Origin of the sequence: Pseudoxanthomonas sp. J31, from assembly GCF_000510725.1 — a bacterium.
Classification (GTDB): Bacteria; Pseudomonadota; Gammaproteobacteria; order Xanthomonadales; family Xanthomonadaceae; genus Pseudoxanthomonas.
In genome coordinates this window covers 48,739-69,666 of sequence record NZ_AZNZ01000001.1, presented here as the reverse complement: position 1 = coordinate 69,666, position 20,928 = coordinate 48,739, and the positions used below count along the sequence as shown (strand labels likewise).

The 20,928-nt window shown below is 71.2% G+C and carries 21 protein-coding genes; 12 read left to right on the top strand and 9 right to left on the bottom strand.

The annotated features are described in order from the left end of the window. Positions 1-8: 8 nt before the first annotated feature. A complete protein-coding gene (locus PSEJ31_RS0100330) occupies positions 9-1,235 on the top strand; it encodes a sialidase family protein (RefSeq protein WP_028914301.1) in 1,227 nt (408 codons plus the stop codon). Between the two features lie 17 nt (positions 1,236-1,252). Here PSEJ31_RS0100330 and PSEJ31_RS0100325 read toward each other — a convergent pair whose 3' ends face one another. Further along, a complete protein-coding gene (locus tag PSEJ31_RS0100325) occupies positions 1,253-2,899 on the bottom strand; it encodes a carboxylesterase/lipase family protein (RefSeq protein ID WP_028914300.1) in 1,647 nt (548 codons plus the stop codon). A gap of 26 nt (positions 2,900-2,925) precedes the next feature. Further along, entirely contained in the window at positions 2,926-3,897 is a 972-nt protein-coding gene (locus tag PSEJ31_RS0100320) for an alpha/beta hydrolase (protein ID WP_013533718.1), read from the bottom strand. A gap of 156 nt (positions 3,898-4,053) precedes the next feature. Between PSEJ31_RS0100320 and PSEJ31_RS0100315 the strand changes: the two genes are divergently transcribed. The 8 genes from PSEJ31_RS0100315 to PSEJ31_RS0100280 all read left to right on the top strand — a co-directional run bounded on the left by PSEJ31_RS0100315 (position 4,054) and on the right by PSEJ31_RS0100280 (position 12,080). Further along, positions 4,054-4,893 carry a 2-keto-4-pentenoate hydratase gene (locus tag PSEJ31_RS0100315; protein WP_013533717.1) on the top strand — a complete coding sequence of 280 codons (840 nt, stop codon included), beginning with the start codon at positions 4,054-4,056 and terminating at the stop codon, positions 4,891-4,893. Beyond that, the gene (locus PSEJ31_RS0100310) at positions 4,890-5,906 is read left to right on the top strand and encodes a TRAP transporter substrate-binding protein (RefSeq protein WP_019397402.1); all 1,017 of its coding nucleotides are present in this window, start codon (positions 4,890-4,892) and stop codon (positions 5,904-5,906) included. The genes PSEJ31_RS0100315 and PSEJ31_RS0100310 overlap by 4 nt, the downstream gene beginning before the upstream one ends. Before the next feature lie 20 nt (positions 5,907-5,926). Further along, entirely contained in the window at positions 5,927-6,451 is a 525-nt protein-coding gene (locus PSEJ31_RS0100305; RefSeq protein ID WP_013533715.1) for a TRAP transporter small permease, read from the top strand. Beyond that, positions 6,451-7,734: a TRAP transporter large permease gene (locus PSEJ31_RS0100300; RefSeq protein ID WP_028914297.1), complete on the top strand. Its 1,284-nt coding sequence runs from the start codon at positions 6,451-6,453 to the stop codon at positions 7,732-7,734. Before PSEJ31_RS0100305 ends, PSEJ31_RS0100300 begins: the two co-directional genes overlap by 1 nt. Before the next feature lie 115 nt (positions 7,735-7,849). Next, complete coding sequence (locus PSEJ31_RS0100295) at positions 7,850-8,902, top strand: LacI family DNA-binding transcriptional regulator (protein WP_028914296.1); 1,053 nt, start codon at positions 7,850-7,852, stop codon at positions 8,900-8,902. 136 nt (positions 8,903-9,038) lie between these two features. Beyond that, positions 9,039-9,887 (top strand): 5-dehydro-4-deoxy-D-glucuronate isomerase, encoded by an 849-nt coding sequence (gene kduI, locus PSEJ31_RS0100290; protein WP_013533712.1) that lies wholly within the window; start codon positions 9,039-9,041, stop codon positions 9,885-9,887. 134 nt (positions 9,888-10,021) lie between these two features. Beyond that, a complete protein-coding gene (gene kduD / locus PSEJ31_RS0100285) occupies positions 10,022-10,780 on the top strand; it encodes a 2-dehydro-3-deoxy-D-gluconate 5-dehydrogenase KduD (protein ID WP_013533711.1) in 759 nt (252 codons plus the stop codon). Positions 10,781-10,949: 169 nt separating this feature from the next. Next, a complete protein-coding gene (locus PSEJ31_RS0100280) occupies positions 10,950-12,080 on the top strand; it encodes a GDSL-type esterase/lipase family protein (protein WP_013533710.1) in 1,131 nt (376 codons plus the stop codon). A gap of 16 nt (positions 12,081-12,096) precedes the next feature. On the opposite strand, the gene PSEJ31_RS0100275 is transcribed toward PSEJ31_RS0100280, so the two are convergent. Continuing rightward, entirely contained in the window at positions 12,097-13,185 is a 1,089-nt protein-coding gene (locus tag PSEJ31_RS0100275; RefSeq protein WP_028914295.1) for a PA0069 family radical SAM protein, read from the bottom strand. 83 nt (positions 13,186-13,268) lie between these two features. Between PSEJ31_RS0100275 and cls the strand changes: the two genes are divergently transcribed. The 3 genes from cls (at position 13,269) to PSEJ31_RS0100255 (ending at position 15,848) form a co-directional block, all read left to right on the top strand. Then, entirely contained in the window at positions 13,269-14,714 is a 1,446-nt protein-coding gene (gene cls, locus PSEJ31_RS0100270) for a cardiolipin synthase (protein WP_028914294.1), read from the top strand. Between the two features lie 109 nt (positions 14,715-14,823). Then, entirely contained in the window at positions 14,824-15,096 is a 273-nt protein-coding gene (locus PSEJ31_RS0100260) for a hypothetical protein (protein ID WP_019397396.1), read from the top strand. Then, positions 15,093-15,848, top strand: a complete 756-nt coding sequence (locus PSEJ31_RS0100255; protein WP_028914293.1) for a pyridoxine 5'-phosphate synthase — start codon at positions 15,093-15,095, stop codon at positions 15,846-15,848. Before PSEJ31_RS0100260 ends, PSEJ31_RS0100255 begins: the two co-directional genes overlap by 4 nt. Before the next feature lie 404 nt (positions 15,849-16,252). Here the strand turns inward: PSEJ31_RS0100255 and PSEJ31_RS0100250 are convergent, their stop codons facing one another. The 6 genes from PSEJ31_RS0100250 to PSEJ31_RS0100225 all read right to left on the bottom strand — a co-directional run bounded on the left by PSEJ31_RS0100250 (position 16,253) and on the right by PSEJ31_RS0100225 (position 20,866). Beyond that, entirely contained in the window at positions 16,253-16,663 is a 411-nt protein-coding gene (locus PSEJ31_RS0100250; protein WP_026010245.1) for a biopolymer transporter ExbD, read from the bottom strand. Between the two features lie 3 nt (positions 16,664-16,666). Continuing rightward, positions 16,667-17,092 carry a biopolymer transporter ExbD gene (locus PSEJ31_RS0100245; RefSeq protein WP_019397393.1) on the bottom strand — a complete coding sequence of 142 codons (426 nt, stop codon included), beginning with the start codon at positions 17,090-17,092 and terminating at the stop codon, positions 16,667-16,669. A 41-nt stretch (positions 17,093-17,133) separates the two neighbouring features. Next, positions 17,134-17,889 carry a TonB-system energizer ExbB gene (gene exbB / locus PSEJ31_RS0100240; protein WP_019397392.1) on the bottom strand — a complete coding sequence of 252 codons (756 nt, stop codon included), beginning with the start codon at positions 17,887-17,889 and terminating at the stop codon, positions 17,134-17,136. 95 nt (positions 17,890-17,984) lie between these two features. Next, positions 17,985-18,656, bottom strand: coding sequence for an energy transducer TonB (locus PSEJ31_RS0100235; RefSeq protein WP_028914292.1), 672 nt, complete (start codon positions 18,654-18,656; stop codon positions 17,985-17,987). A gap of 131 nt (positions 18,657-18,787) precedes the next feature. Beyond that, on the bottom strand, positions 18,788-19,954 hold the full coding sequence (locus PSEJ31_RS0100230) for a tetratricopeptide repeat protein (RefSeq protein ID WP_019397390.1): 1,167 nt from the start codon (positions 19,952-19,954) through the stop codon (positions 18,788-18,790). A gap of 108 nt (positions 19,955-20,062) precedes the next feature. Then, the gene (locus PSEJ31_RS0100225) at positions 20,063-20,866 is read right to left on the bottom strand and encodes a M48 family metallopeptidase (RefSeq protein ID WP_028914291.1); all 804 of its coding nucleotides are present in this window, start codon (positions 20,864-20,866) and stop codon (positions 20,063-20,065) included. Between the last annotated feature and the right edge of the window lie 62 nt (positions 20,867-20,928).

The following is a 20,928-nucleotide window of genomic DNA, read 5'->3' as shown; positions in this document are numbered from 1 at the left end:
CCGGCGGAATGCGACGCACGCGTGCATGCCTGGCGCTGGTGCTGGCCACGGCCAGCGCCATCGCCGCGGCCACCGATCCGGCGACGCCGGCATCGCCTCCCTACGCGTTGGCCACCGGCCTGTTCGATGCGCAGGCCCCTGACCTGGGGCTGCGCCCGGCGGCCGGCACCACCAGCGCCACCGTGTTCCGGGCGGATCCGGCGAGCGGCATGTTCAACAACGGCGCGGTGCCGGTGGTGTTCGGGGGCCGGCTCTACGTGCAGTGGCAGAACTCCGCGCGCGACGAGGACTCGCCCGACACCCGCGTGCTCTACAGCCGCAGCGACGACGGCGTGCACTGGAGCCGGCCCGAGGTGCTGATGGAGGCAGGCAGTGGCGGCGCCATGCATTCCGGTGGCGGCTGGTGGAGCGATGGCCGGACCCTGGTCGCGTACATCAACGTCTGGCCGTCCGGCTTCCAGTCCGGCGCAGGTGGCTGGACCGGCTACCGGCTCAGCACCGACGGCGTGCAGTGGACCCCGCTGCGGCCCGTGCTTGGGACCGGTGGCGCCCCCGTGCCGGGCGTGATCGAACAGGACCCCCACGCGCTTTCCGACGGCCGCATCCTCGCCGCCTTCCACCTCCGGCCGGGGATCCTCGCCGCGCCGTTCTTCAGCGACGATCCGCTGGGCCTGGCCGGCTGGCAGCGCGGCGCGATGCGCAACCTGCCGCATGCAGGCCCCGCCAGCCGCGAGCTGGAACCGAGCCTGTTCCTGCGCCGCGCCAAAGACGGCGGGGAGTGCGCGGTGATGGTGTTCCGCGACCAGGGCGACAGCTACCGCCAGCTGGCCAGCGAGAGCTGCGATCGCGGCGGCACCTGGACCGTGCCGGCGCTCACCCCGATGCCGGATTCGCGCGCCAAGCAGAGCGCCGGCAACCTGCCCGACGGCAGCGCCTTCCTGGTCAACGCACCCAGCGGGCAGCGCGAGCGCATGCCGCTGGCCGTGACGCTGTCGGCCGACGGCCGCTGCTTCGACCGTTCCTTCCTGCTGCGCGGCCGCGACGCGCTGCCGCCGTTGCGCGCCGGGGGCCGCTACAAGCGCCCCGGCTACCACTATCCCAAGAGCGTGCTGTGGGACGATCGCCTGGTCGTGGCCTACGCGGTGAACAAGGAGGACGTGGCCGTGACCTGGGTGCCGCTGCGATCGCTGGCTGCCGGCGCTGCCGGTCCGGATCGCTGCCCGGCACCGTCCTGAGCACGGCGCCGGCCGGGCTACATCGTCCCGCGCTGCACGAACGGCGCCTGCTGCCAGAACGCGCGCTCGGCCCCGCGCGGATCGTCGGCCAGCACGGGCGGCAGATCGAATAGCAGGGTCTGACGGCGCGGCAGCGTGTACGGCTCCCAGTGCGGCAGGCCGGCGTGGTTGGGATCGCCGTGGCGGGCGAAGGCCAGCAGCGCCTGGCTCATCAGTTCGGCCATGCGCCAGGCATCCTCGCCGTCGCCGGCGCGCGCGCCGGGCTTGTCCACGTTGTCGAACACCAGCGGGATGTCGAGGGTGTGGAAGGCGCGCAGGCGCCCGCCCTCGACCGGCGAGGGCCAGTCCAGCTGGTAGGCCCAGGTCGGCGCCGCCCCGGCCGGCTGGCGTGCGCGCGCCTCCAGTTCCTCCACCGCACCGCGCCAGGAACGGCCGGCGGTGGTGGCGGCGAAGAACACCTCCGAGGGTGTGTAGTGCGGATACAGCGCGCGGTAGTGCGCCACCACCAGGTCGGAGCGGATGTCCACGTACTGCTGCTTCTCCAGCCGCTCCGGCAGCCGGTCCCAGTCCAGGGTGAAGTTCTCCGGGTCGCCGCCGAGGAAGGCACGGGTCTCGTCGCGGGTGTTGCCGATGACCATGGGGATGTGCGCCGACTGCGGCGGCGCGTCCGGCCAGAACGGGTGGCGCGGCAGCACCTCCCCGTCCATCACCGGGCCGAAGTAGAGGCGCGTGTCCTCGACCCGGGAGAAGTCGCGCGCGGTCGTGCCCTCCACGATGCGTTGCGCCGGCAACGCCTGCAGGCGGGCCAGGGCGTCGCCGGCGTCCGGATCGATGCCCACGGTGCGCAGGAACAGTTGCGCACGCTGGGTCGCCGCGCGCGGGCCGGCGGCGGTGACCTGCTGCCCGCTCATGGTCCAGGCCTTGTGGAACAGGCCGCGCGCGGCGGGCATGGCCATCAGGGTCGCGATCTTGGCACCGCCACCGGACTGGCCGAACACGGTGACGTTTCCCGGGTCGCCGCCGAAGCGGGCGATGTTGTCGCGCACCCACTGCAGCGCCAGCACCAGGTCCAGCTGCCCGGCGTTGCCGGAGCTGCCGTAGCCCGCGGCGAGCAGGCCGAGGTAGAGGTAGCCGAATGCGTTGAGGCGATGGTTCACGGTCACCACCACCACGTCGCCGCGCGTGCACAGGCGCGTGCCGTCGTACAGCGGGTCGCTGCCGTTGCCGGCGTCATAGCCGCCACCGTGGATGTAGAACAGCACCGGCCGCCTGGCCCGCGGGTCGGTGTCGGGCGTCCAGACATTGAGGAACAGGCAGTCCTCGCTGCCCATGCCCTCGCGCGAGCGCTGTGGCGCCTGGGCGCCATACGCGGTGGCGTCCTGTACGCCGCGCCAGGGCGCGGGCGGCAACGGTGCGCGGAACCGCACCGGCGCGGTATCGGCGCCGTAGCGGATGCCGCGGAAAACCTGCACTCCGTGCTCGCGCAGGCCACGCACGCGGCCATGGACGGTGGCCACGACCGGCGCGGGCGGCGCCGCGAACGCCGGCAGGGAGGTGCCGGCTGCAAGCGCCAGCGTCGACGCGGCGGCGCCGGCCCGGAGCAGGCGTCGGCGACCGGCATCGACCTGTGGCTCGGTCGGGCGGGATGGCGGTTGCTGGGTCATGCGGCCTCCACTGTCGGGATCGGGGTTCACCTGCCGGCGCCGGCATCGCGCGGCGGCGCCTGGACATCGATCCAGGCGCGCACCATCGCCGGCCACAAGGCCAGGCTGCCGTGCGCCTGGCGCACGCCGAAGCCGTGGCCGCCGTGCGCGTAGAGGTGGGTTTCGTGGTCGATGCCGGCGGTACGCAACGCCGCGTCCAGCAGCAGCGTGTTCTCCACGGGCACCGTTCCGTCATCCTGCGCGTGCAGCAGGAACACCGGCGGGGTCGTAGCGTCGACCCGGTTCTGCAGCGAGTACGCACGCACCGCCGCCGCGTCCGGCGAAAGGCCCAGCAGGCGCTCGCGCGACCCCGGGTGCGCGTGGGCACCCATGTCGATCACCGGATACACCAGGACCGCGTAGGCCGGCCGCGCCGGCTGGCGGTCGGCCTCGTCCACCGCCGGGTACACGCGCTCTGCATGGCGGGTGGCCAGGCTGGCGGCGACGTGGCCCCCGGCGGAAAAGCCCATCACGCCGACGCTGTCCGGGTCGATGCCCCACTCGGCGGCGCGCTGGCGCACCAGGCGGATGGCGCGCTGGGCATCGGCCAGCGGCACGTCGCGTGGCTCCCGGTGGCCCTCCCCCGGCAGCCGGTAGTGCAGGACGAACAGGGTCAGCCCGTCCTCGCCGGCGAAGTGCGGGACCAGGGCCGTGCCCTCCTTGTCGACCACCACCCGCTGGTAGCCGCCGCCCGGCACCACCAGCAGGCCGCGGCCGTCGGGGCGGGCAGGCCGGTACACGCTGAGGAACGGCTGGCCGATGTTGTCGACGTAGCGGTCCGGCAGCCGCGGATCGCTGCTGCGCTCCACCACGCGTTGCTCCAGGGCCAGGCCTTCGGAGCCGGGCGGCGTGCCCGGCCACAGGGGAATGTGCGGCGGCGCCCCGGCCGCCGCCGCGGGAGCGGCCGCGCCGGCGATCGCCAGCGGCAGCAGCAATCGCGCCAGGAAGGGTGGAACCATGCTCTCCTCCGATGCCCGCAACAGGTGCCTGCGCGTACAGTCCGGCGGTTTTGCCGCACTGCACATTGCTACATGACACCGGTTTACCATATACCGCTTCTCGAGCGCCGTCGTCTGGCGGCGCAGCATGCATTCGCATTGGACATCGGAGGCGCCTTGAGCACCGAGCACGGCAATGGAACCGGCGGACTGCCACCGGAACTGGCGGCGATCGCCGAACGCTTCACCACCGCCCGCAGCCGCGGCGCCTCGCTGCCGGCATTCCCCGGGGACATCCCCGCTGACCTGGTGACCGCCTACCGGGTCCAGGACGCGGCCATCGCCCGCTGGCCCGACCGGGTGGTCGGCTGGAAGGTCGGCTACATCGCGCCCGAACGCCGCGACGGCTCCGGCGACGAGCGCCTGCTGGGCCCGATCTTCGCCCGCCACCTCTGGATTGCTACCGGTGGTACGGAGCAGGTCCCGGTGTTCGCCGGCGGGTTCGCGGCGATCGAGGCCGAGTACGTGCTGCGCCTGGACGCCGACGCGCCCGCCGACAAGCTGGAATGGACCCCGGACGAGGCCGCGGCGCTGCCGTCCACCCTGTTCGCCGGCATCGAGATCGCCAGCAGCCCGCTGGCCACGATCAACGAGCTCGGCCCGCGCGTGGTCGTGTGCGACTTCGGCAACAACAACGGGCTGCTGCTGGGTCCGGAAATCCCGGACTGGACGACGCTGGACGAAGCCAGCCTGCTGGCCGACACCTCGATTGACGGGCAGGCCGTCGGCAGCGGCGGCGCCAGCCGCCTGCCGGGTGGCCTGCGCGCGGCCTTCGCCTTCGCCCTGGCCCGCTCCGCGCGGCGCGGCCGGCCGCTGCGGCGCGGCGAGCTGATCGCCACCGGCAACGCAACCGGCATCCACGACATCGGCGTCGGCCAGACCGGCACGGTGGTGTTCGACGGCCATGCCACGCTGCGCTGCGTCGCCGTGGCCTCGGCGGGCGAGGATCCGGCATGAAGGGGCTGACCCGGCGCCGCCTGCTGCTGGCCGGGGCTTGGGCCTGTGCCCTGCCGCTGGCCGCGCCGGGCCGGCTGCTGGCCGCCGCCAGCGGCGCCGGCGAGGGCGCGCGGGTGCTGACCGCCACCGACGTGCATGTGTCCGACTACCCGACCGTGGAAGCGGTGCGCTGGATCGGCCAGGCCCTGCGCGAACGGACCGGTGGCCGCCTCGACATCCGCCTGTACCACTCCGGCCAGCTGGGCCGCGAGAGCGAGGCGATCGACATGGCGCGCTTCGGCGCCATCGACATCACCCGCGTGTATTCCGGCGCGCTCAACAACGCGTTCCCGCTGACCCGCGCCCTGTGCCTGCCGTACGTGTTCGACTCGGTGCAGCACATGCGCCACGCGCTGGACAACGGCGTGGCCGACGAAGTGCTGCGCGGGTTCGAGAGCCGCGACCTGGTCGGCCTGGCGGTCTACGACAGCGGCGCCCGCTGCTTCTACAACACCAAGCACCCGATCGTGGTGCCACGGGACCTGCACGGCCTCAAGCTGCGCGTGGCCTCCTCGGACATCTTCATCCAGCTGGTGCGCCTGCTCGGCGCCAACCCGACGCCGATGTCGCTCGGCGACACGTTCTCCGGCATGGAGACGCACATGATCGACGGCGCCGAGAACAACATGCGCAGCTTCCACTCCAGCCGCCACTTCGAAGCCGCGCGCTTCTGGTCGGAGACCGGGCACTCGCACGCGCCCGACATCCTGCTGGTGTCGCGCAGGACCTTCGAGGCGCTGTCGCCGCCGGACCGCCGCCTGCTGCTGGAAACCGCGCGCGCCTCGGTCGACGTCATGCGCCGGCACTGGGACGCCTCCGAGGAGCGCGCGCGCCAGGCCGTGCTGGCCGCCGGCGTGCAGGCAAACGAGGTCGACATGGATGCGTTCCGCGCCGCCGCGCGCCCGCTGCTCGAGCAGTACCTGCGCGACCCGGCCATCGCCGGCCTGCACCAGCGCATCCGCGCGCTCGCCTGAACCCCTTCCTGGAACCCGCGATGTCCGAACCCGTGACCGTCCCACCCACCGGCGCCCAGCGCGTCCTGGACCTGATCGCCACCGTCGCCATCGGCATCGCCGCCGCCGCCCTGCTCGGGCTGGTGGTGGTGCAGGGCTGGCAGGTGTTCGCCCGCTACGTGCTCAACGACTCGCCGAGCTGGACCGAGCCGGTGACCCTGCTGCTGCTGGCCACCGCCATGAGCCTGGGCGCGGCCACCGGCGTGCACACCAACCGCCACTTCGGCTTCTTCCTGCTGCACGACCACGTGCGCCCGGGCATGCGGACCGCGATCGACGTGGTGGTGCAGCTGGTGGTGGCCACGATCGGCGCGGTGCTGGCGTGGTGGGCCTCAGTGCTGCTGCTGGACGGCCTGCACATCAAGGCTGCCGGCGCGGCCCTGCCGCAAAGCATCAACTACCTCCCGCTGGCCGCCGGCGGCGCGCTGATGGTGCTGTTCGCGCTCAACCGGCTGGCGCTGGCATTGCTGCCGCACCAGGCCGCCGCCATGGAAGGAGACCGCTGATGGCCATCGCCCTGCTGTTCCTGGTGTTCGCCGTGCTGCTGGTGATCGGCGTGCCGGTGGCGTTCGCGCTGGCCGCGGCGGCGCTGGCGACCCTGCTGTACCTGGACCTGCCCTCGGTGGTGCTGGTCCAGCAGGTGTCGGCCGGCACCGGCTCGGCCTCGCTGATCGCGATCCCGCTGTTCATCTTCGCCGGCGAGATCATGATGCGCGGCGGCATTTCCGAACGCCTGATCGCGCTGGCCGCCTCCCTGGTGGGACGCATGCGTGGTGGCCTGGGCCAGGTCTCGATCCTGTCCTCGCTGTTCTTCGGCGGCGTGTCCGGCTCGGCCATCGCCGACGTGTCCGCGGTCGGCGGCACGATGATCCCGCAGATGGTCAAGCGCGGCTACGACCGGGACTTCGCGGTCAACGTCAGCATCACCGCGGCGCTGGTCGCGCTGCTGGTGCCGCCCTCGCACAACCTGATCCTGTTCTCGGCCGCGGCCGGCGGCGGCCTGTCGATCGCCGACCTGTTCGCCGCGGGCATCGTCCCGGCGCTGATGATGACCGCCACGCTGATGACCACCGGCTACCTGGTCGCGCGCCGCCGCGGCTACGGCGTGGAGCTGTTCCCGGGCTGGCGCGCGGTGTTGCTGCGGCTGGTCGCGGCGCTGCCGGGCCTGGGCCTGGTGACCCTGATCTTCGTCGGCATCCGCGCCGGCATCTTCACCGCGGTCGAGTCGGCGGCCATCGCCGTGGTCTACGCCCTGCTGGTGACCATCGTCCTGTACCGCCAGCTGCGGCTGAAGGAGTTCCTCGAGACCGTGGTGCACGCGGCGCGCAGCACCGGCGTGATCCTGTTCGTGATCGCCACCGCGGCCGTGTTCGGCTGGCTGCTGGCCTACCTGCAGGTACCGGCGGCGGCGGTGGAGTTCCTGCAGTCGATCGCGCACAGCAAGTACGCGGTGCTGCTGATGATCGTGGTCATGCTGCTGCTGCTGGGCACCTTCATGGACCTGGCGCCGATGATCCTGATCTGCACCCCGATCTTCCTGCCGGTGGCGCGCGCCTACGGGATCGACCCGATCCACTTCGGCCTGGTCCTGGTGCTGACCGGCGGCCTGGGCCTGGTCACCCCGCCGGTGGGCTCGGTCCTGTTCATCGGCACGGCCATCGGCAAGATCAGCGTCGGCCAGGCCATGCGCTCGATCTGGCCGTTCTGGCTGGCCGGGCTGGGCGTGCTGCTGGTGGTGGCGTTCTTCCCGCAGCTGTCGCTGTGGCTGCCGGCCCTGCTGCGGGGCTGATCCGGGCGCCCGGGACGGCGGCAAGCCCGGCCGCCGCGGGCCGACTGGCGTGCCCCGCCCCTCGCCGGGCCGCGGCTCCGGCTAGAATCCAACCGATATTCCCGTGAAGCCGAACATGCCCGCGCGCAAGAGCCCAGATACGGCCTCCCGGATTCCCTCCGGCAAGGCAGCCACCATCAACGACATCGCCCGCCTGGCGGGGGTGTCGAAGAAGACCGTTTCGCGGATCATCAACAACTCGCCCCTGGTCCGCAAGGACACCCGCGAGAAGGTCGAGGCGCTGATGCGGGAAGTCGGCTACACGCCCGACCCGCTGGCCCGCGGGCTGGCGTTCCGGCGCTCGTTCCTGATCGGCATGGTCTACGACAACCCGACCGCGCAGTACATCGTCGACATGCAGTACGGCGCGCTGGACGCGCTGCGCGATTCGGGCTTCGAGCTGGTGGTGCACCCCTGCGACAGCCGCACGCCGAATTACATCGATGGGGTGCGCCGCTTCGTCCAGCAGCAGAAGCTGCACGGGGTGATGCTGGTGCCGCGCGCCTCGGAGGACCAGAAGCTCGCGGACATGCTGGCCGAACTGGGCTGCCGCTACAGCCGCATCGTGCCGGTGGGCTTCGAGGACAACGACGGCCGCATGATCGTCACCCACGACCGCGAGGGTGCGGTCGAGGCGGCCGACTACCTGCTGACCCTCGGCCACCGCGACATCGCCCTGATCACCGGCCCGCTGACCTACCGCTCGGCCATCGAACGCACCAACGGCTTCCTCGACACCCTGGCCCAGCGCGGCGTGGAGGTGCCGAAGGCGCGCATCATCGAGGCCAGCTACACCTTCGAGTCCGGCGTGGCCGCGGCCGAGAAGCTGTTCGCGGCCAGGCAGCGCCCGACCGCGATCTTCTGCGGCAACGACGAGATGGCGGCCGGCGTGTACAAGGTCGCACTGCGCGCGGGCATCAGCATCCCGCGCGACCTGTCGGTGGTTGGCTACGACGACAGCCCGCTGGCCTCGCGCCTGTGGCCGTCGCTGACCTCGGTCCGCCGGCATACCCGCGACACCGGCCGGATCGCCGCCGGAGCCCTGATCCGCACCGATACCGCCCCGCTGGCGGTTGCCAGCGTGCGCCCGCACCTGATCGTCCGCGACTCCTGCCAGCCGCCGCCCTGAGGCGGCTTTCCCCCTGCCTTCCCGCGCCCCGCGCGGAATGGCGCAGCGCAGAATGACACCGGTTACCAGAAGGCCTAGAATCGTCCGCGATGGATAGGGACCGCCCCCGGTCCCCCGCTTGCCAGGAGCCGTACCGATGTACCAGAAGACCTATTACGCGACTCATCCCGGCGTGATGCAGGGCGCCAGCAACGACGAGCTGCGCGACCTGTACCTGATCGGCGAGCTGTTCGCCGCCGACGAGGTCCGCCTGAACTACACCCATTACGAGCGCTTCGTGATCGGCGGTGCCGCCCCGGTTGGCAAGACCGTGTCGCTGCCGCGCCAGGTCGAGCCGGCCTCGGCCGCGGGCAAGCCGTTCCTGGAGCGCCGCGAGCTGGGCGTGATCAACGTCGGCGCCGGCACCGGCACGGTGACCGTCGACGGCACCGAGTACGTGCTTGGCCCGAAGGACGGCCTGTACGTGGCCATGGGCAGCGAGGAGGTCAGCTTCTCCTCGGCCGACGCATCCAGCCCGGCCAAGTTCTACCTCGCCTCGACCCCGGCGCACGCCCGCTTCGAGACGAAGAAGCTGTCGATCAAGGACGCCGTGGCCCTGGACCGCGGCGCGCTGGAGACCAGCAACGAGCGCACCATCTACCAGTTCATCGTGCCGTCCACCTGCCAGTCCTCGCAGCTGCTGCTGGGCCTGACCGTGCTCAAGCCGGGCAGCGTGTGGAACACCATGCCGCCGCACCTGCACGACCGCCGCAGCGAGGTCTATTTCTACTTCGACCTGGGCGCGGACGACCGCGTCTACCACTTCATGGGCCAGCCGGACCAGCAGCGGCACATCGTCATGCGCAACGACGAGGCCGTGGTCTCGCCGCCGTGGTCGATCCACATGGGATCGGGAACCTCCAACTACGCCTTCATCTGGGCGATGGGCGGCGAGAACCTGGACTACACCGACATGCACGTGCTGGACATCTGCCAGCTCAAGTAATGCCCGCGCCGCCGCCCGCCGGCGGCGCCCCTCGCCGGTGGACCGCCGGCGCAGCTCCCGATGCGCCGGGACACCCCCCGGCTTCCCATGCATCCGGCGGCCATGACGCCGCCGGCCAGAACCGAGGACCGCTCATGGCAAACAACCCGTTCAGTCTGGAAGGCAAGGTCGCGCTGGTCACCGGCGCCAACACCGGCCTGGGCCAGGGCATCGCGCTGGCGCTGGCCGAAGCCGGCGCCGACATCGCCGCCGCCGGCATCGTCGCGGCCGAGGAAACCGGCGAGAAGGTGCGTGCGCTGGGCCGCCGCTTCCTCAACCTGGAAGCCAACCTGATCTCGATCGAGCCGGTCGCGCGCCTGGTCGAGGAAACCGTCGCCGGCCTCGGCGGCCTGGACATCCTGGTCAACAACGCCGGCCTGATCCGCCGCGCCGACGCGGTGGACTTCAGCGAGAAGGACTGGGACGACGTCATGAACGTCAACATCAAGTCCGCGTTCTTCATGTCGCAGGCCGCAGGCCGACGCTTCATCGCCCAGGGCAGCGGCAAGATCATCAACATCGCCTCGATGCTGTCGTTCCAGGGCGGCATCCGCGTGGCCTCGTACACCGCTTCCAAGAGCGGCATCGCCGGCATCACCCGGCTGCTGGCCAACGAGTGGGCGGGCAAGGGCATCAACATCAACGCCATCGCCCCGGGCTACATGGCCACCGACAACACCGCGCAGCTGCGCGCCGACGAGGAGCGCAGCAAGGCGATCCTCGACCGCATCCCGGCCGGCCGCTGGGGCGTGCCGGCGGACCTGGGCGGCACGGCGGTGTTCCTGGCCAGCCGCGCCTCGGACTACGTCAACGGCGCGGTGATCCCGGTCGACGGCGGCTGGCTGGCGCGCTGAAGCCGGTGCGGACGGCCGCCGCCGTCCGCCTTCGCCCTGGCTTTGGAAGGGACCTGGCCGCGGTCGTGTGGGCGCCGCCTGGCGAGAGGCGACGTCCCCCCTCTCTCTCCGCGGCCGCGGCCAGGTCCCGATTCCAGGCACCGACTGCCTGGCATCCCTGGGAGGCCCCATGAGCATCCTGCCCCGCATTGCCACCCTGCTCCTGCTGGCCGTGCCGCTGCTGGCGGGCGCGGCGACCCCGCCGCGGCGGGTGTTCATCGCCGCCGATTCCACCGCCGCCGGGTACGGCCCCGAGCGCGCGCCGCGCAACGGCTGGGGCCAGCACCTGCAGGGTTTCCTGGACCCGGGTGCGTTCGAGGTGCGCAACCACGCCATCGGCGGGCGCAGCTCGCGCAGCTTCATCGCCGAAGGCCGGCTGGATGCCATCGCCCGCGAGCTGCGCCGCGGCGACGTGCTGCTGGTGCAGTTCGGGCACAACGACGCCAAGCAGGAAGACCCCGGCCGCTACACCGAACCGCGCGAGGAATACCCGCGCTGGCTCATGCGCTACGTGGAGCTGGCGCGCACGCGCGGTGCCACGCCGGTACTGATCACCCCGGTGACCCGGCGGATCTGGAGCTTCGGCTCGCTGCTGGACACCCACGCCCGCTACACCGATGCCATGCGCGAGCTGGCCCGGCGCGAGCAGGTGGCGCTGGTCGACCTCAACGCCAGCAGCCGCGACTGGGTCCGCGCGCTCGGCGAGGAAGCCTCGCGCGCCTATTACGAGCACGTGCCGGAACGCGGCATCGCCGACGACACCCACTTTTCGGCGGCCGGCGCGACGATGGTCGCGTGCCTGGTGGTGCGCGACTGGAAGACGCTGGATCCGGCGCTGGAACGGCACGTGGTGCGCGACACTGACTGCGGCGCCCCGGCCACCGCGCGGCAGGATGCAGCCGCCCAGCCGCGTCCTTCACAGGTGGTGAACGAGGCGGCGCTGGCCCGCGCCCAGCCCGGTCCGCACGGCGGCGCCGGCAGCACCACCGCCTATCCGCTGTTCGCCGATGCCGACGGCCTCTCCTTCGTGATGCGCAAGCGCGTGCTGCACAAGGGCGCCGGCATCGGCCTGCACCAGCACCACAAGGACGAGATCTACTACGTGCTCGCCGGCCGTGGCCGCTACGTGCTGGACGGCAAGGTGCACGACGTGGGTCCGGGCGACGCCATGCTGACCAGGCCCGGCAGCACCCATGCGATCGAACAGGCGGGGGAGGACGACCTGGTGATCCTGCTGGCCTACCCGGTCACCAGGCCATGACCGCACGCGCGCCGCTTCAGAACAGCTCCCCCTGCGGCGAAGGCGGCCGCGGCGGCTGGAAGCGGCTGCAGTCCAGCGGGCGGGTGGCCGCGTCCGCATAGCCGGAGCGCCGGTACGCCAGGGCGAAACGCTGCTCCAGCAGGTCGGCGTAGCGGCCCTGGCCACGCATGCGGGTGCCGAAACCGGAGTCGTAGTCGCGCCCGCCGCGCATCTGCTGCACCGTGCTCATGACGTGTTCGGCGCGGTCGGGCAGGTGCGCCTGCAGCCAGTCGCGGAACAGCGGCGCCACCTCGTGTGGCAGCCGCAGCAGGATGTAGCCGGCGCTGGTGGCGCCGGCCTCGCGCGCCGCCTCCAGCACCCGCTCCAGCTCGTGGTCGTTCACCCACGGGATGGCCGGGGCGAACATCACTCCGACCGGAACCCCGGCCTCGTGCAGGCGGCGCATCGCCCGCAGCCGCGCGTGGGGGGCGGCGGCGCGCGGTTCCAGGCGGGCGCTGAGGTGCGGATCCAGCGAGGTCACCGGGAAGTGCACATGGACCAGGTCGAGCGCGGCGGCGGCTTGCAGCAGGTCCAGGTCGCGCTCCACCAGCGCGTTCTTGGTGATCAGGGTGAACGGGTGGCGGCACTCGAGCAGCACCTCGATCAGCTGCCGGGTCAGTTGCAGCCTGCGTTCCAGCGGCTGGTAGGCGTCGGTGTTGATGCCCAGCGCGATCGGGCTGGGGCGGTAGCCGGGGCGCGCCAGTTCCCGGCGCAGCAGGTCCGGCGCGTTGGTCTTGGCGAAGATCTTCGTCTCGAAATCCAGGCCCGGCGACAGGTTGAGGTAGGCATGCGAGGGCCGGGCAAAGCAGTACGAGCAGCCATGCTCGCAACCGCGGTAGGGGTTCACCGACTGCGAGAAGCCCACGTCCGGGGAATTGTTGCGGCTGATGATGCTGCGCGCGGTTTCCTCCTGGACCCGGGTGCGCGGGCGCGACGGATCCGGGCCGGATTCGGTGTCGGCCTCCGGCGGCGCCCAGCCGTCGTCCACCGCCTCGGTGGTGGTGGCCTCGAACCGCCCCGGCAGGTAGCCGCGCGCGCCGCGCCCCTTGATGACAGGTCCGTGCATGGGCCCAGCCTGCCACGGCCGCGTCTCAGCGGCTGCGACGCCCTCACCCCCGCGTCGCCGCCGGCCCGCCTAGAATCGCCGCCATGCCCGACCTCATCCAAGCCGCCTGGCAGGCCGTCAGCTCGGTTCCGAACCTCGGCCTCTACCTCGCCGTGGCCTGGCTGCTGTACATCCCCTGGCTGGTCGCCTGGGTCGTGCTGCAGAAGCGCGAGCCGGTCGCCACCCTCAGCTGGGTGCTGTCCCTGGCCCTGCTGCCCTACATAGGCTTCCTGGTCTACTTCCTGCTCGGCCCGCAGCGGATCAAGCGGCAGCGCCTGCGGCGCGGGCGCTCGCGCTCGGGCATGGGCCACTACTCGGCAATCTGCCCGGCCGACGACAGCGCGGTGGAGCTGGCGCGCGTGGCCCAGTCCACCACCGGACTGCCGCCGTCCACCGCCACCCGCGCAGACTGGCTGGTCGACGGCCACGCGACCTACACCGCCCTGCTGGAGGCCATCTCCAGGGCCCGCCACCACATCCACCTGGAGTACTACATCTGCCGCCCCGACAGGACCGGCGGACGCTTGCTGGAGGCGCTGGCCGAGCGTGCCCGCGCCGGCGTCGAGGTACGCCTGCTGCTGGACGCGGTGGGCTCCGGGCCGCTGCGCGAACGCCACCTCAGGCCGCTGGTCGAGGCCGGCGGCCAGTTCTGCTGGTTCCATCCGACCAAGTTCCGGCCGTTCACCCGGCCGTGGCTGAACATGCGCAACCACCGCAAGATCGTGGTGATCGACGGCGCGGTCGGCTTCATCGGCGGGATCAACATCACCGACGACCACGACGAGACCGTCCGCGACCGCGCCTTCCGCGACCTGCACATGCGGGTGGAGGGCGAAGTGGTGCGCAGCATGCAGCTGGCCTTCGTCGAGGACTGGATCTACGCCGACTGCACCGAACCCACCCGGTTCGGTGATCCCGCCTACTGGCCCGAGGCTCCGCGCGGCCGGATCTTCGCCCAGCTGCTGGTGTCCGGCCCGGACTCCTCGTGGGAAGCGATCCACCGCCTGCAGGTGGCCGCGATCCACGAGGCGCGGCGCCGGGTATGGCTGGCCACGCCCTACTTCGTGCCGGGCGAGGCGGCGCGCATGGCCCTGACCTCGGCCGCGCTGGGCGGGCTGGACGTGCGCCTGCTGGTGCCGCGGCGCTGCGACTCGCTGCTGGTGACCCTGGCCGCGCGCTCGTACTTCGACGAGCTGCTCAAGGCCGGGGTCAAGGTCTACGAGTACGGCCCGCGCATGCTCCACACCAAGGCCCTGGTGACCGACGACGACCTGTGCGTGGTCGGCAGCGCCAACTTCGACCACCGCAGCTTCCGGCTCAACTTCGAGGCCTCGATGATGCTGCGCGACCGCCAGACCTGCGAGGCCCTGGCGCAGCTGCTGGAAGGGGAGATGGAGCAGTCCACGCGGGTCCGGCTGGACCGCCCCATGGGCCTGTGGCGGCACCGCCTGCCGGAGGCGTTCGCGCGCCTGCTGTCGCCGGTGCTGTAGGCGACGGGCGGCCACGCTGGCGGATGCGCGGGCTGGCCGGCGGCCGCCGGCGGCGGCATCATGGCGGCGCCGGGGCGCACGAGGGGGCGCCGATCTGCGGAGAATCGCGATGCACTGGCTGTACCTGCTGCTGGCCCTGGGGGCCCTGATGCTTGCCTTGACCACCCATAGCGCCGGGCTGTTGGCCCTGTGGCTGCTGATGATGGCCGGCTTCCTGCTGGCCTGGGTGGTCGGCTGGTACCGCGAGCGGATCGGCCAGGGCAGCCGCGACGAGGTGGCGATGGTCGATCCGGCCGAGCTGCTGCGCCTGCGCCAGCTGGCCGAGGCGCGCCGGCGCGAGGCCGCCGCGCGCCAGGGCGACGACAGCCCGCCGGCGCCATGACCCGGCTGAGCGTCAACGTCAACAAGGTCGCGGTGCTGCGCAATTCGCGCGGCGGCCGGGAGCCGGACGTGCTGGCGGCCGCGCGCGCCTGCCTGGCCGCCGGCGCCCACGGCATCACCGTGCATCCGCGTCCCGACCGGCGCCATATCGTCGCCGAGGACCTGCCGCCGCTGGCCGCGGCCACCGCCGGGTACGGCGTGGAACTGAACATCGAGGGCAACCCCTTCGCCCCGCCGCGTCCCGGCTATCCCGGCCTGCTGGCGCTGTGCGGGCAGGTGCGCCCGGCCCAGGTCACCCTGGTCCCGGACAGCGACGGCCAACTGACCTCCGACCACGGCTTCGCCCTGGAAGGCGACCTGCAGGCCCTGGCCGACCAGGTGGCCGGGTTCAGGGCGCTGGGCTGCCGGGTCAGCCTGTTCGTGGACGCGGGCAATCCGCGGGTCGAGCGCGTGGCCGAGGTCGGTGCCCAGCGCATCGAGATCTACACCGGCCCCTATGCCGTGGCCCATGCCGCCGGCGATGCCCGGGCGGCACTGGCCGCCTGCGCCGACACCGCGCGGCGGGCCCAGGCCGCGGGGCTGGGGGTCAATGCCGGGCACGACCTGTCCCAGGCCAATCTTGGCCAGTTCCTCGCCGCGGTACCGGGGATCGAGGAAGTCTCCATCGGCCATGCCCTGGTGGGCGAGGCGCTTTACGCCGGCCTGGACGCCACCGTCCGCGCCTATCTCGGGATCCTCGGCCGCACTGGCTGAGTGCCCCGCGGCGGTCGCGGCCAGCCGCCGCCGGACCGGCCACAGGCAAGTGCGCCCGTACCGGACCTGCCGGGCAACAGGTCCGGTACGGGCGCCGCCATCCGGTTTGCGGGTTCCACGTGGCGGTACTGCATGCAGCCCGGGACGCGGCGCGCCGGCCCGACGGCTTCCGCCGCGGGCTCCGGGGACGCTGCGTTGCTGTCCGGCGCTGCCGCGCAGCGGCCGCCCGCCTTCCGGGCCCGCGGACGGGTCTGGCGCACCGCTCGGGGCCACGCCGTGCCGTAACCGGAGCGGGGCCGGCGCCGCGGCAGCGTGAAACGAAAAACGCCGCCCGGAGGCGGCGTTATCCCAGTGCTGGTCCCGGCGACCCTACCGCTGCAGGAGGCGGGGCCGCCAGGGCACTGTTACTGCACGAAGTTGATCTTCTTCATGTCCGCGTTCTTGGCCGCGGCCAGCACGCGCGTCAGCACTTCGTACTGCGAGTCGCCGCTGGCATCGATGCGCAGCTCCGGCTGGTTGGTCGGATCGCGCTGCACTTCGGTCTCCATCAGCTGCTGGAGGTTGGCCAGGGCAACCGGGCCGTTGTTCCAGTACACCTGGTTGGAGGCGTCGATGCGCAGGTCGATCGGCGGCGGCGGTTCACGCGTGACCGGCGGCGGGTTGAGCACCCGCTGCGGCAGGGCCACGTCGATCGGGTAGGTCATGATCGGCGCGGTCACGATGAAGATGATCAGCAGGACCAGCATCACGTCGATCAGCGGCGTGACGTTGATCTCCGCCATTGGGCCCTTGTTGCCACCCGTACTGAAAGCCATGGGTTACTGCCCCTTCTCTTTGGTGGCGACAAAACCGATGTCGAGCATGCCCTGACCCTGGGCCACCTTGATGACATCCTGGATGATGCCGGTGCGGGTGGTGCGGTCCGCGCGCAGGTTCAGCGGCGGCTGCGGGGTCTGCTGGGCAACGCTGGACAGCCTCGACTCCATCACCTCGCGGGTGATCGGCTCGTCGTTCCAGTAGAGCGAGCCATCCTCCGTCACCGCGATGGTGATCGGCATCAGGCGATCGTTCTCCTCGTCGTGCGAGCGGACCAGGTTGGCCTCGGGCAGCTCGACCTTCACCTTATGCGCCATGAGCGGCGCGGTGATGATGAAGATGATGAGCAGCACCAGCATCACGTCCACGAGGGGCGTGACGTTGATGTCGTTCATCGGACCGCTGCTGTTGTCGGTACTGAAGGCCATGGGGCTCTCCGTCTAGGCTGGAACGACGCTTCGGTACCGGCTCAGCGCACGCGCGAGCCGGTGGCGAAGAAGTCGTGCAGATCGTGAGCGAACGCGTCGAACTTGGCGATCGTGGCGCTGTTGATCTTGCTGAAGAAGTTGAAGGCGAACACGGCCGGGATCGCGACGAACAGGCCGATCGCGGTCATGATCAGCGCCTCACCCACCGGGCCGGCAACGGCGTCGATCGAGGCCGAACCGGTCGCGCCGATGCGGATCAGGGCGCCGTAGATGCCCCACACGGTACCCAGCAGGCCGACGAACGGAGCGGTCGCGCCGACGGTGGCCAGCAGCACCATGCCCGACTGCAGCTTGGCGCTCTCGCGGGTCACGGCCTGGCGCAGGGCGCGGTCGACGAACTCCGAGCGGCTCAGGTTCTCGCCCAGGCCGGCGCCGGCGCCTTCGGTGCGCTGGTGGTGGGCAGCCGCCTGGGCGGCGTCCAGGGCGATCTTGGAGAACGGCTCGCTGCGCGGCTGCTCTTCCATCACGCGGATGGCTTCCTGCGCGTTCGGGGCTTCCCAGAAGGCGTTGACCACGCGGTCGGCGGCGGCCTTCAGGCGCATGTTCTTGATGGCGTTGAAGATGGTCCAGTACCAGGACGCCGCCGACATGAACACCAGGACGAGCAGCACGATCCAGGAGACAGCGAACTCACCGGGCTTGGTGGTCATCTCGTGGAGCAGGTGGTCGAAGCCCATCTGGTTCAGGGCGGAGGCGTTGCCCCCGGCAGCGGCGGCGATGAAGAGTTCCTGCAGCATGACGCTTACCTTTGTTTGGTTTGGTGGTGTTGTAGAAGGAAGGCGGAAACGTAGGCCCGGCTACCGTGGCGGCGGGCCGCCACGGGGTTCGGACATCAACCCAGGGTGAAGTTCACCGGGACCCGGACGCGACCGGCCGCCTTCTGGCCGTCCACGACTGCGGGATTGAAGCGCCACTTGCGAGCCGCCTCCATGGCGGCACGGTCGAGGTCGCGGTTACGGCTGGACTTTTCGACCGTGACGTTGGTGACATTGCCATTGGCGTCGACGTCGATGATCAGGATCACCTCGCCCTCGATGCCGGCGCGCGCGGCGGCCGGCGGGTAGCGCGGCGGGTTCATGTTCTTGGACGAGATGTCCACGCTGGCCGCGATGTCGGTCGGCGGGGCCGGCGGCGCCGGCGGGCTCGGCTCCTGGAACACGTCGGTCGGCCGCGGTTCCGGAACGTCGATCGGCGGAGCCTCCGGCGGCGGCGGCACCGGCGAGGGCTTCGGCGGCGACAGCTCCTTGATCGGCGGCGGCGGCTTGTCCTGCTTCGGCGGCGGCGGCGGCGGCGGCGGGGGTGGCGGCGGGGCGTCGACCAGCGTCACCAGGATGGCGCGCTCCTTCTCCTTCTCCGCCTTGGGGGCCACGGCCGGGATCAGCAGCAGCATCAGCGCCGCCAGATGAAGCGCGATGACGAACGCGATGCCGATGATGCGCGGCCAGCTTAGCCCGCTGTCCTCGGTTTCTTCGTAGTTCCTGTGGACGACCAGTTGTTCAGTCATTGCGCCAATGGCTCGATTGTGAGGCTGGAACCCGGCGGTTCCGTGATGCACGGTGAAAACCGCATGAACCGCCAAGCATATACCAATACCGAGGCCCTGTGCCTAGGGCCCGGCGGCTGATTTTGGACTACTTATTTGAGGTTGATGATCTTGCGCGCGTCCTCGGGCTTGCGCACGCCCTTGGCCAGGGCCTGCTGGGCGGCCTGCTTGGCCTCCGGCACGCGACCTTCCTGGTAGAGGACCCTGGCCAGGTTCAGGTAGGTCTCGCCGTCCTTGGACAGCGGGGCCGCCTTCTGCCAGTTCTCGATCGCCTGCGGGATCTGCTCGCTGTAGTAGTAGGACTGGGCCAGGGCCAGGTAGGTCTGGTAGTCCGGCTTCAGCAGGCCCTTCTGCAGGCCCTCGTTGATCACCGCGATCACGTCCTTCTCGCGGCCTTCCATGTTGGCATAGGTGACGTAGAGCTGGCGGTACTCGCGCTCCTCGCTCAGCTGGCCGGCGGCGCGCAGCTTCTCCAGCACCTCGGCGGCCTTGTCCATGCGCTCGGCCTGGGCGTAGACGGTGGCCAGGTTGGTCTGGGCCTTCTTGTCGCCCGGGTTCTTGGCCACCAGGCGCTCGGCCAGGGCGATCGCCTCGCCGTGCTGGCCGGACTCGACGTAGCAGGCCATCAGCAGCTGCACCCAGTTGTCCCGGGCTTCCGGCGACTCCACCGCCTGCTTCAGCACCGGGATCGCCTCCTGGTAGCGCTCGGCCTGGTAAAGCGCCTGGCCCTTGAGCACCAGGTCCTGCGGCTTGGAGGACTGGGTCTCGGACAGGTAGCGGTCGAGCACGGCCAGGCCCTGGTCGACCTCGTCGTCGGCCAGGTGCAGCTGGGCCAGCATCAGCATCGACTGGTAGTGGCCGTTGTTGTCCAGGCCGTTGTACTGCAGCACCTGCTCCAGGTAGGCCTTGGCGGCAGCGCTGTCATCCTCGCTGTAAGCCGCCTGGGCGGCGACCTGCGCGGCCAGGGCACGGTCGTAGTCGTTGGTGCCTTCGGTGGCCAGGATCTGGTCGGCCAGGCTGCGGGCCTGGGCGTAGTCCTCTTCGTTGAACGCGTCCAGCATCTTCTGCAGGTTCTTGCCCGCCTTGCGCGAGGACGTGGTCGCCGGCTCCTTGCGGGTCGCCTGCGGGTACAGCTGCTCGGCCCCCTGCGACTTCTTGCTGCCGCGCGACTGCGCGGCGGCGTCTTCCGCCAGCACCACGCCCCCGAGGGCGGCTGCGACGAAAAGCGACAGGACGGCGTGCTTGCTGCGGAATTTCATGGATCACCTCTTTCGTGCCACCGGTGGTCGATGGCGGATCGGTCGGCAAACCTAACAGAACCTGCCTCAATACGGAAAGGACTGGTTCCGGATGTTAGGAAGACGTTATCAGCCGCAACGCGGCGTTCGGCCCGCGTTGCGTGCTGCCTGGTAGGTCCCCTGCAGGGTCGGCGCCCGCTGGCGCAGGCTGGCAATCCGGTTCTGCGGGTCGGGGTGGGTGGACAGCCATTCCGGCTGGCGGCTGCCGGCGGCATCGATCATGTTCTGCCACAGGTTGACCGCCTCGGCCGGGTCGAAGCCGGCCTGGGCCATGAGTTGCTGGCCGATCTGGTCCGACTCGGCCTCCTGGTTGCGCGAGAACGGCAGCAGCAGGCCCAGCTGGGCCAGGGTGCCGCCGCCCTGGGTGATGGCCTGGGAGGCGCGGTCGCCATAGCGGGCACCGGCGACCGCGCCGAGCAGGCCCAGCACGCCGGAGGTGGCGGCCTGGCGCGAGACGCGCTCGTTGGTGTGGCGGGCGTAGACGTGGCCGATCTCGTGGCCCAGCACCGCCGCCAGCTGGTCCTGGTTCTTCGCCACCTTGAACATGCCGGTGTGCACGCCGACCTTGCCGCCCGGCAGGGCGAAGGCATTGGGCGTGTCGTCGACGAACACCGCGGTCTCCCACGGCAGCGAGCGCCACTCCGCCGGCAGCTGCGCGACCAGCGCCTGGACCACGCACTGCACGTAGGCCGACTGCTGCCCGCCGGAGAGGGTCTGCTGCTTGGCCTTCATCTCGTTGAAGGCCTGGGCGCCGACCTGGTTGAGCTCGGCGTCCGAATACGCCATGTACTGTTTGCGGCCGGTCGGCGAGGTGGTGGTGGCGCAGGCGGCCACGACCACCGCGATTGCGGCGGCAAGCATCCACTGTCTCATTGTGATCCCGCCCTTGCTGGTTCCACGGGAAAGTGTGTTCGCGGGGGGCTTAACTTTTCGTC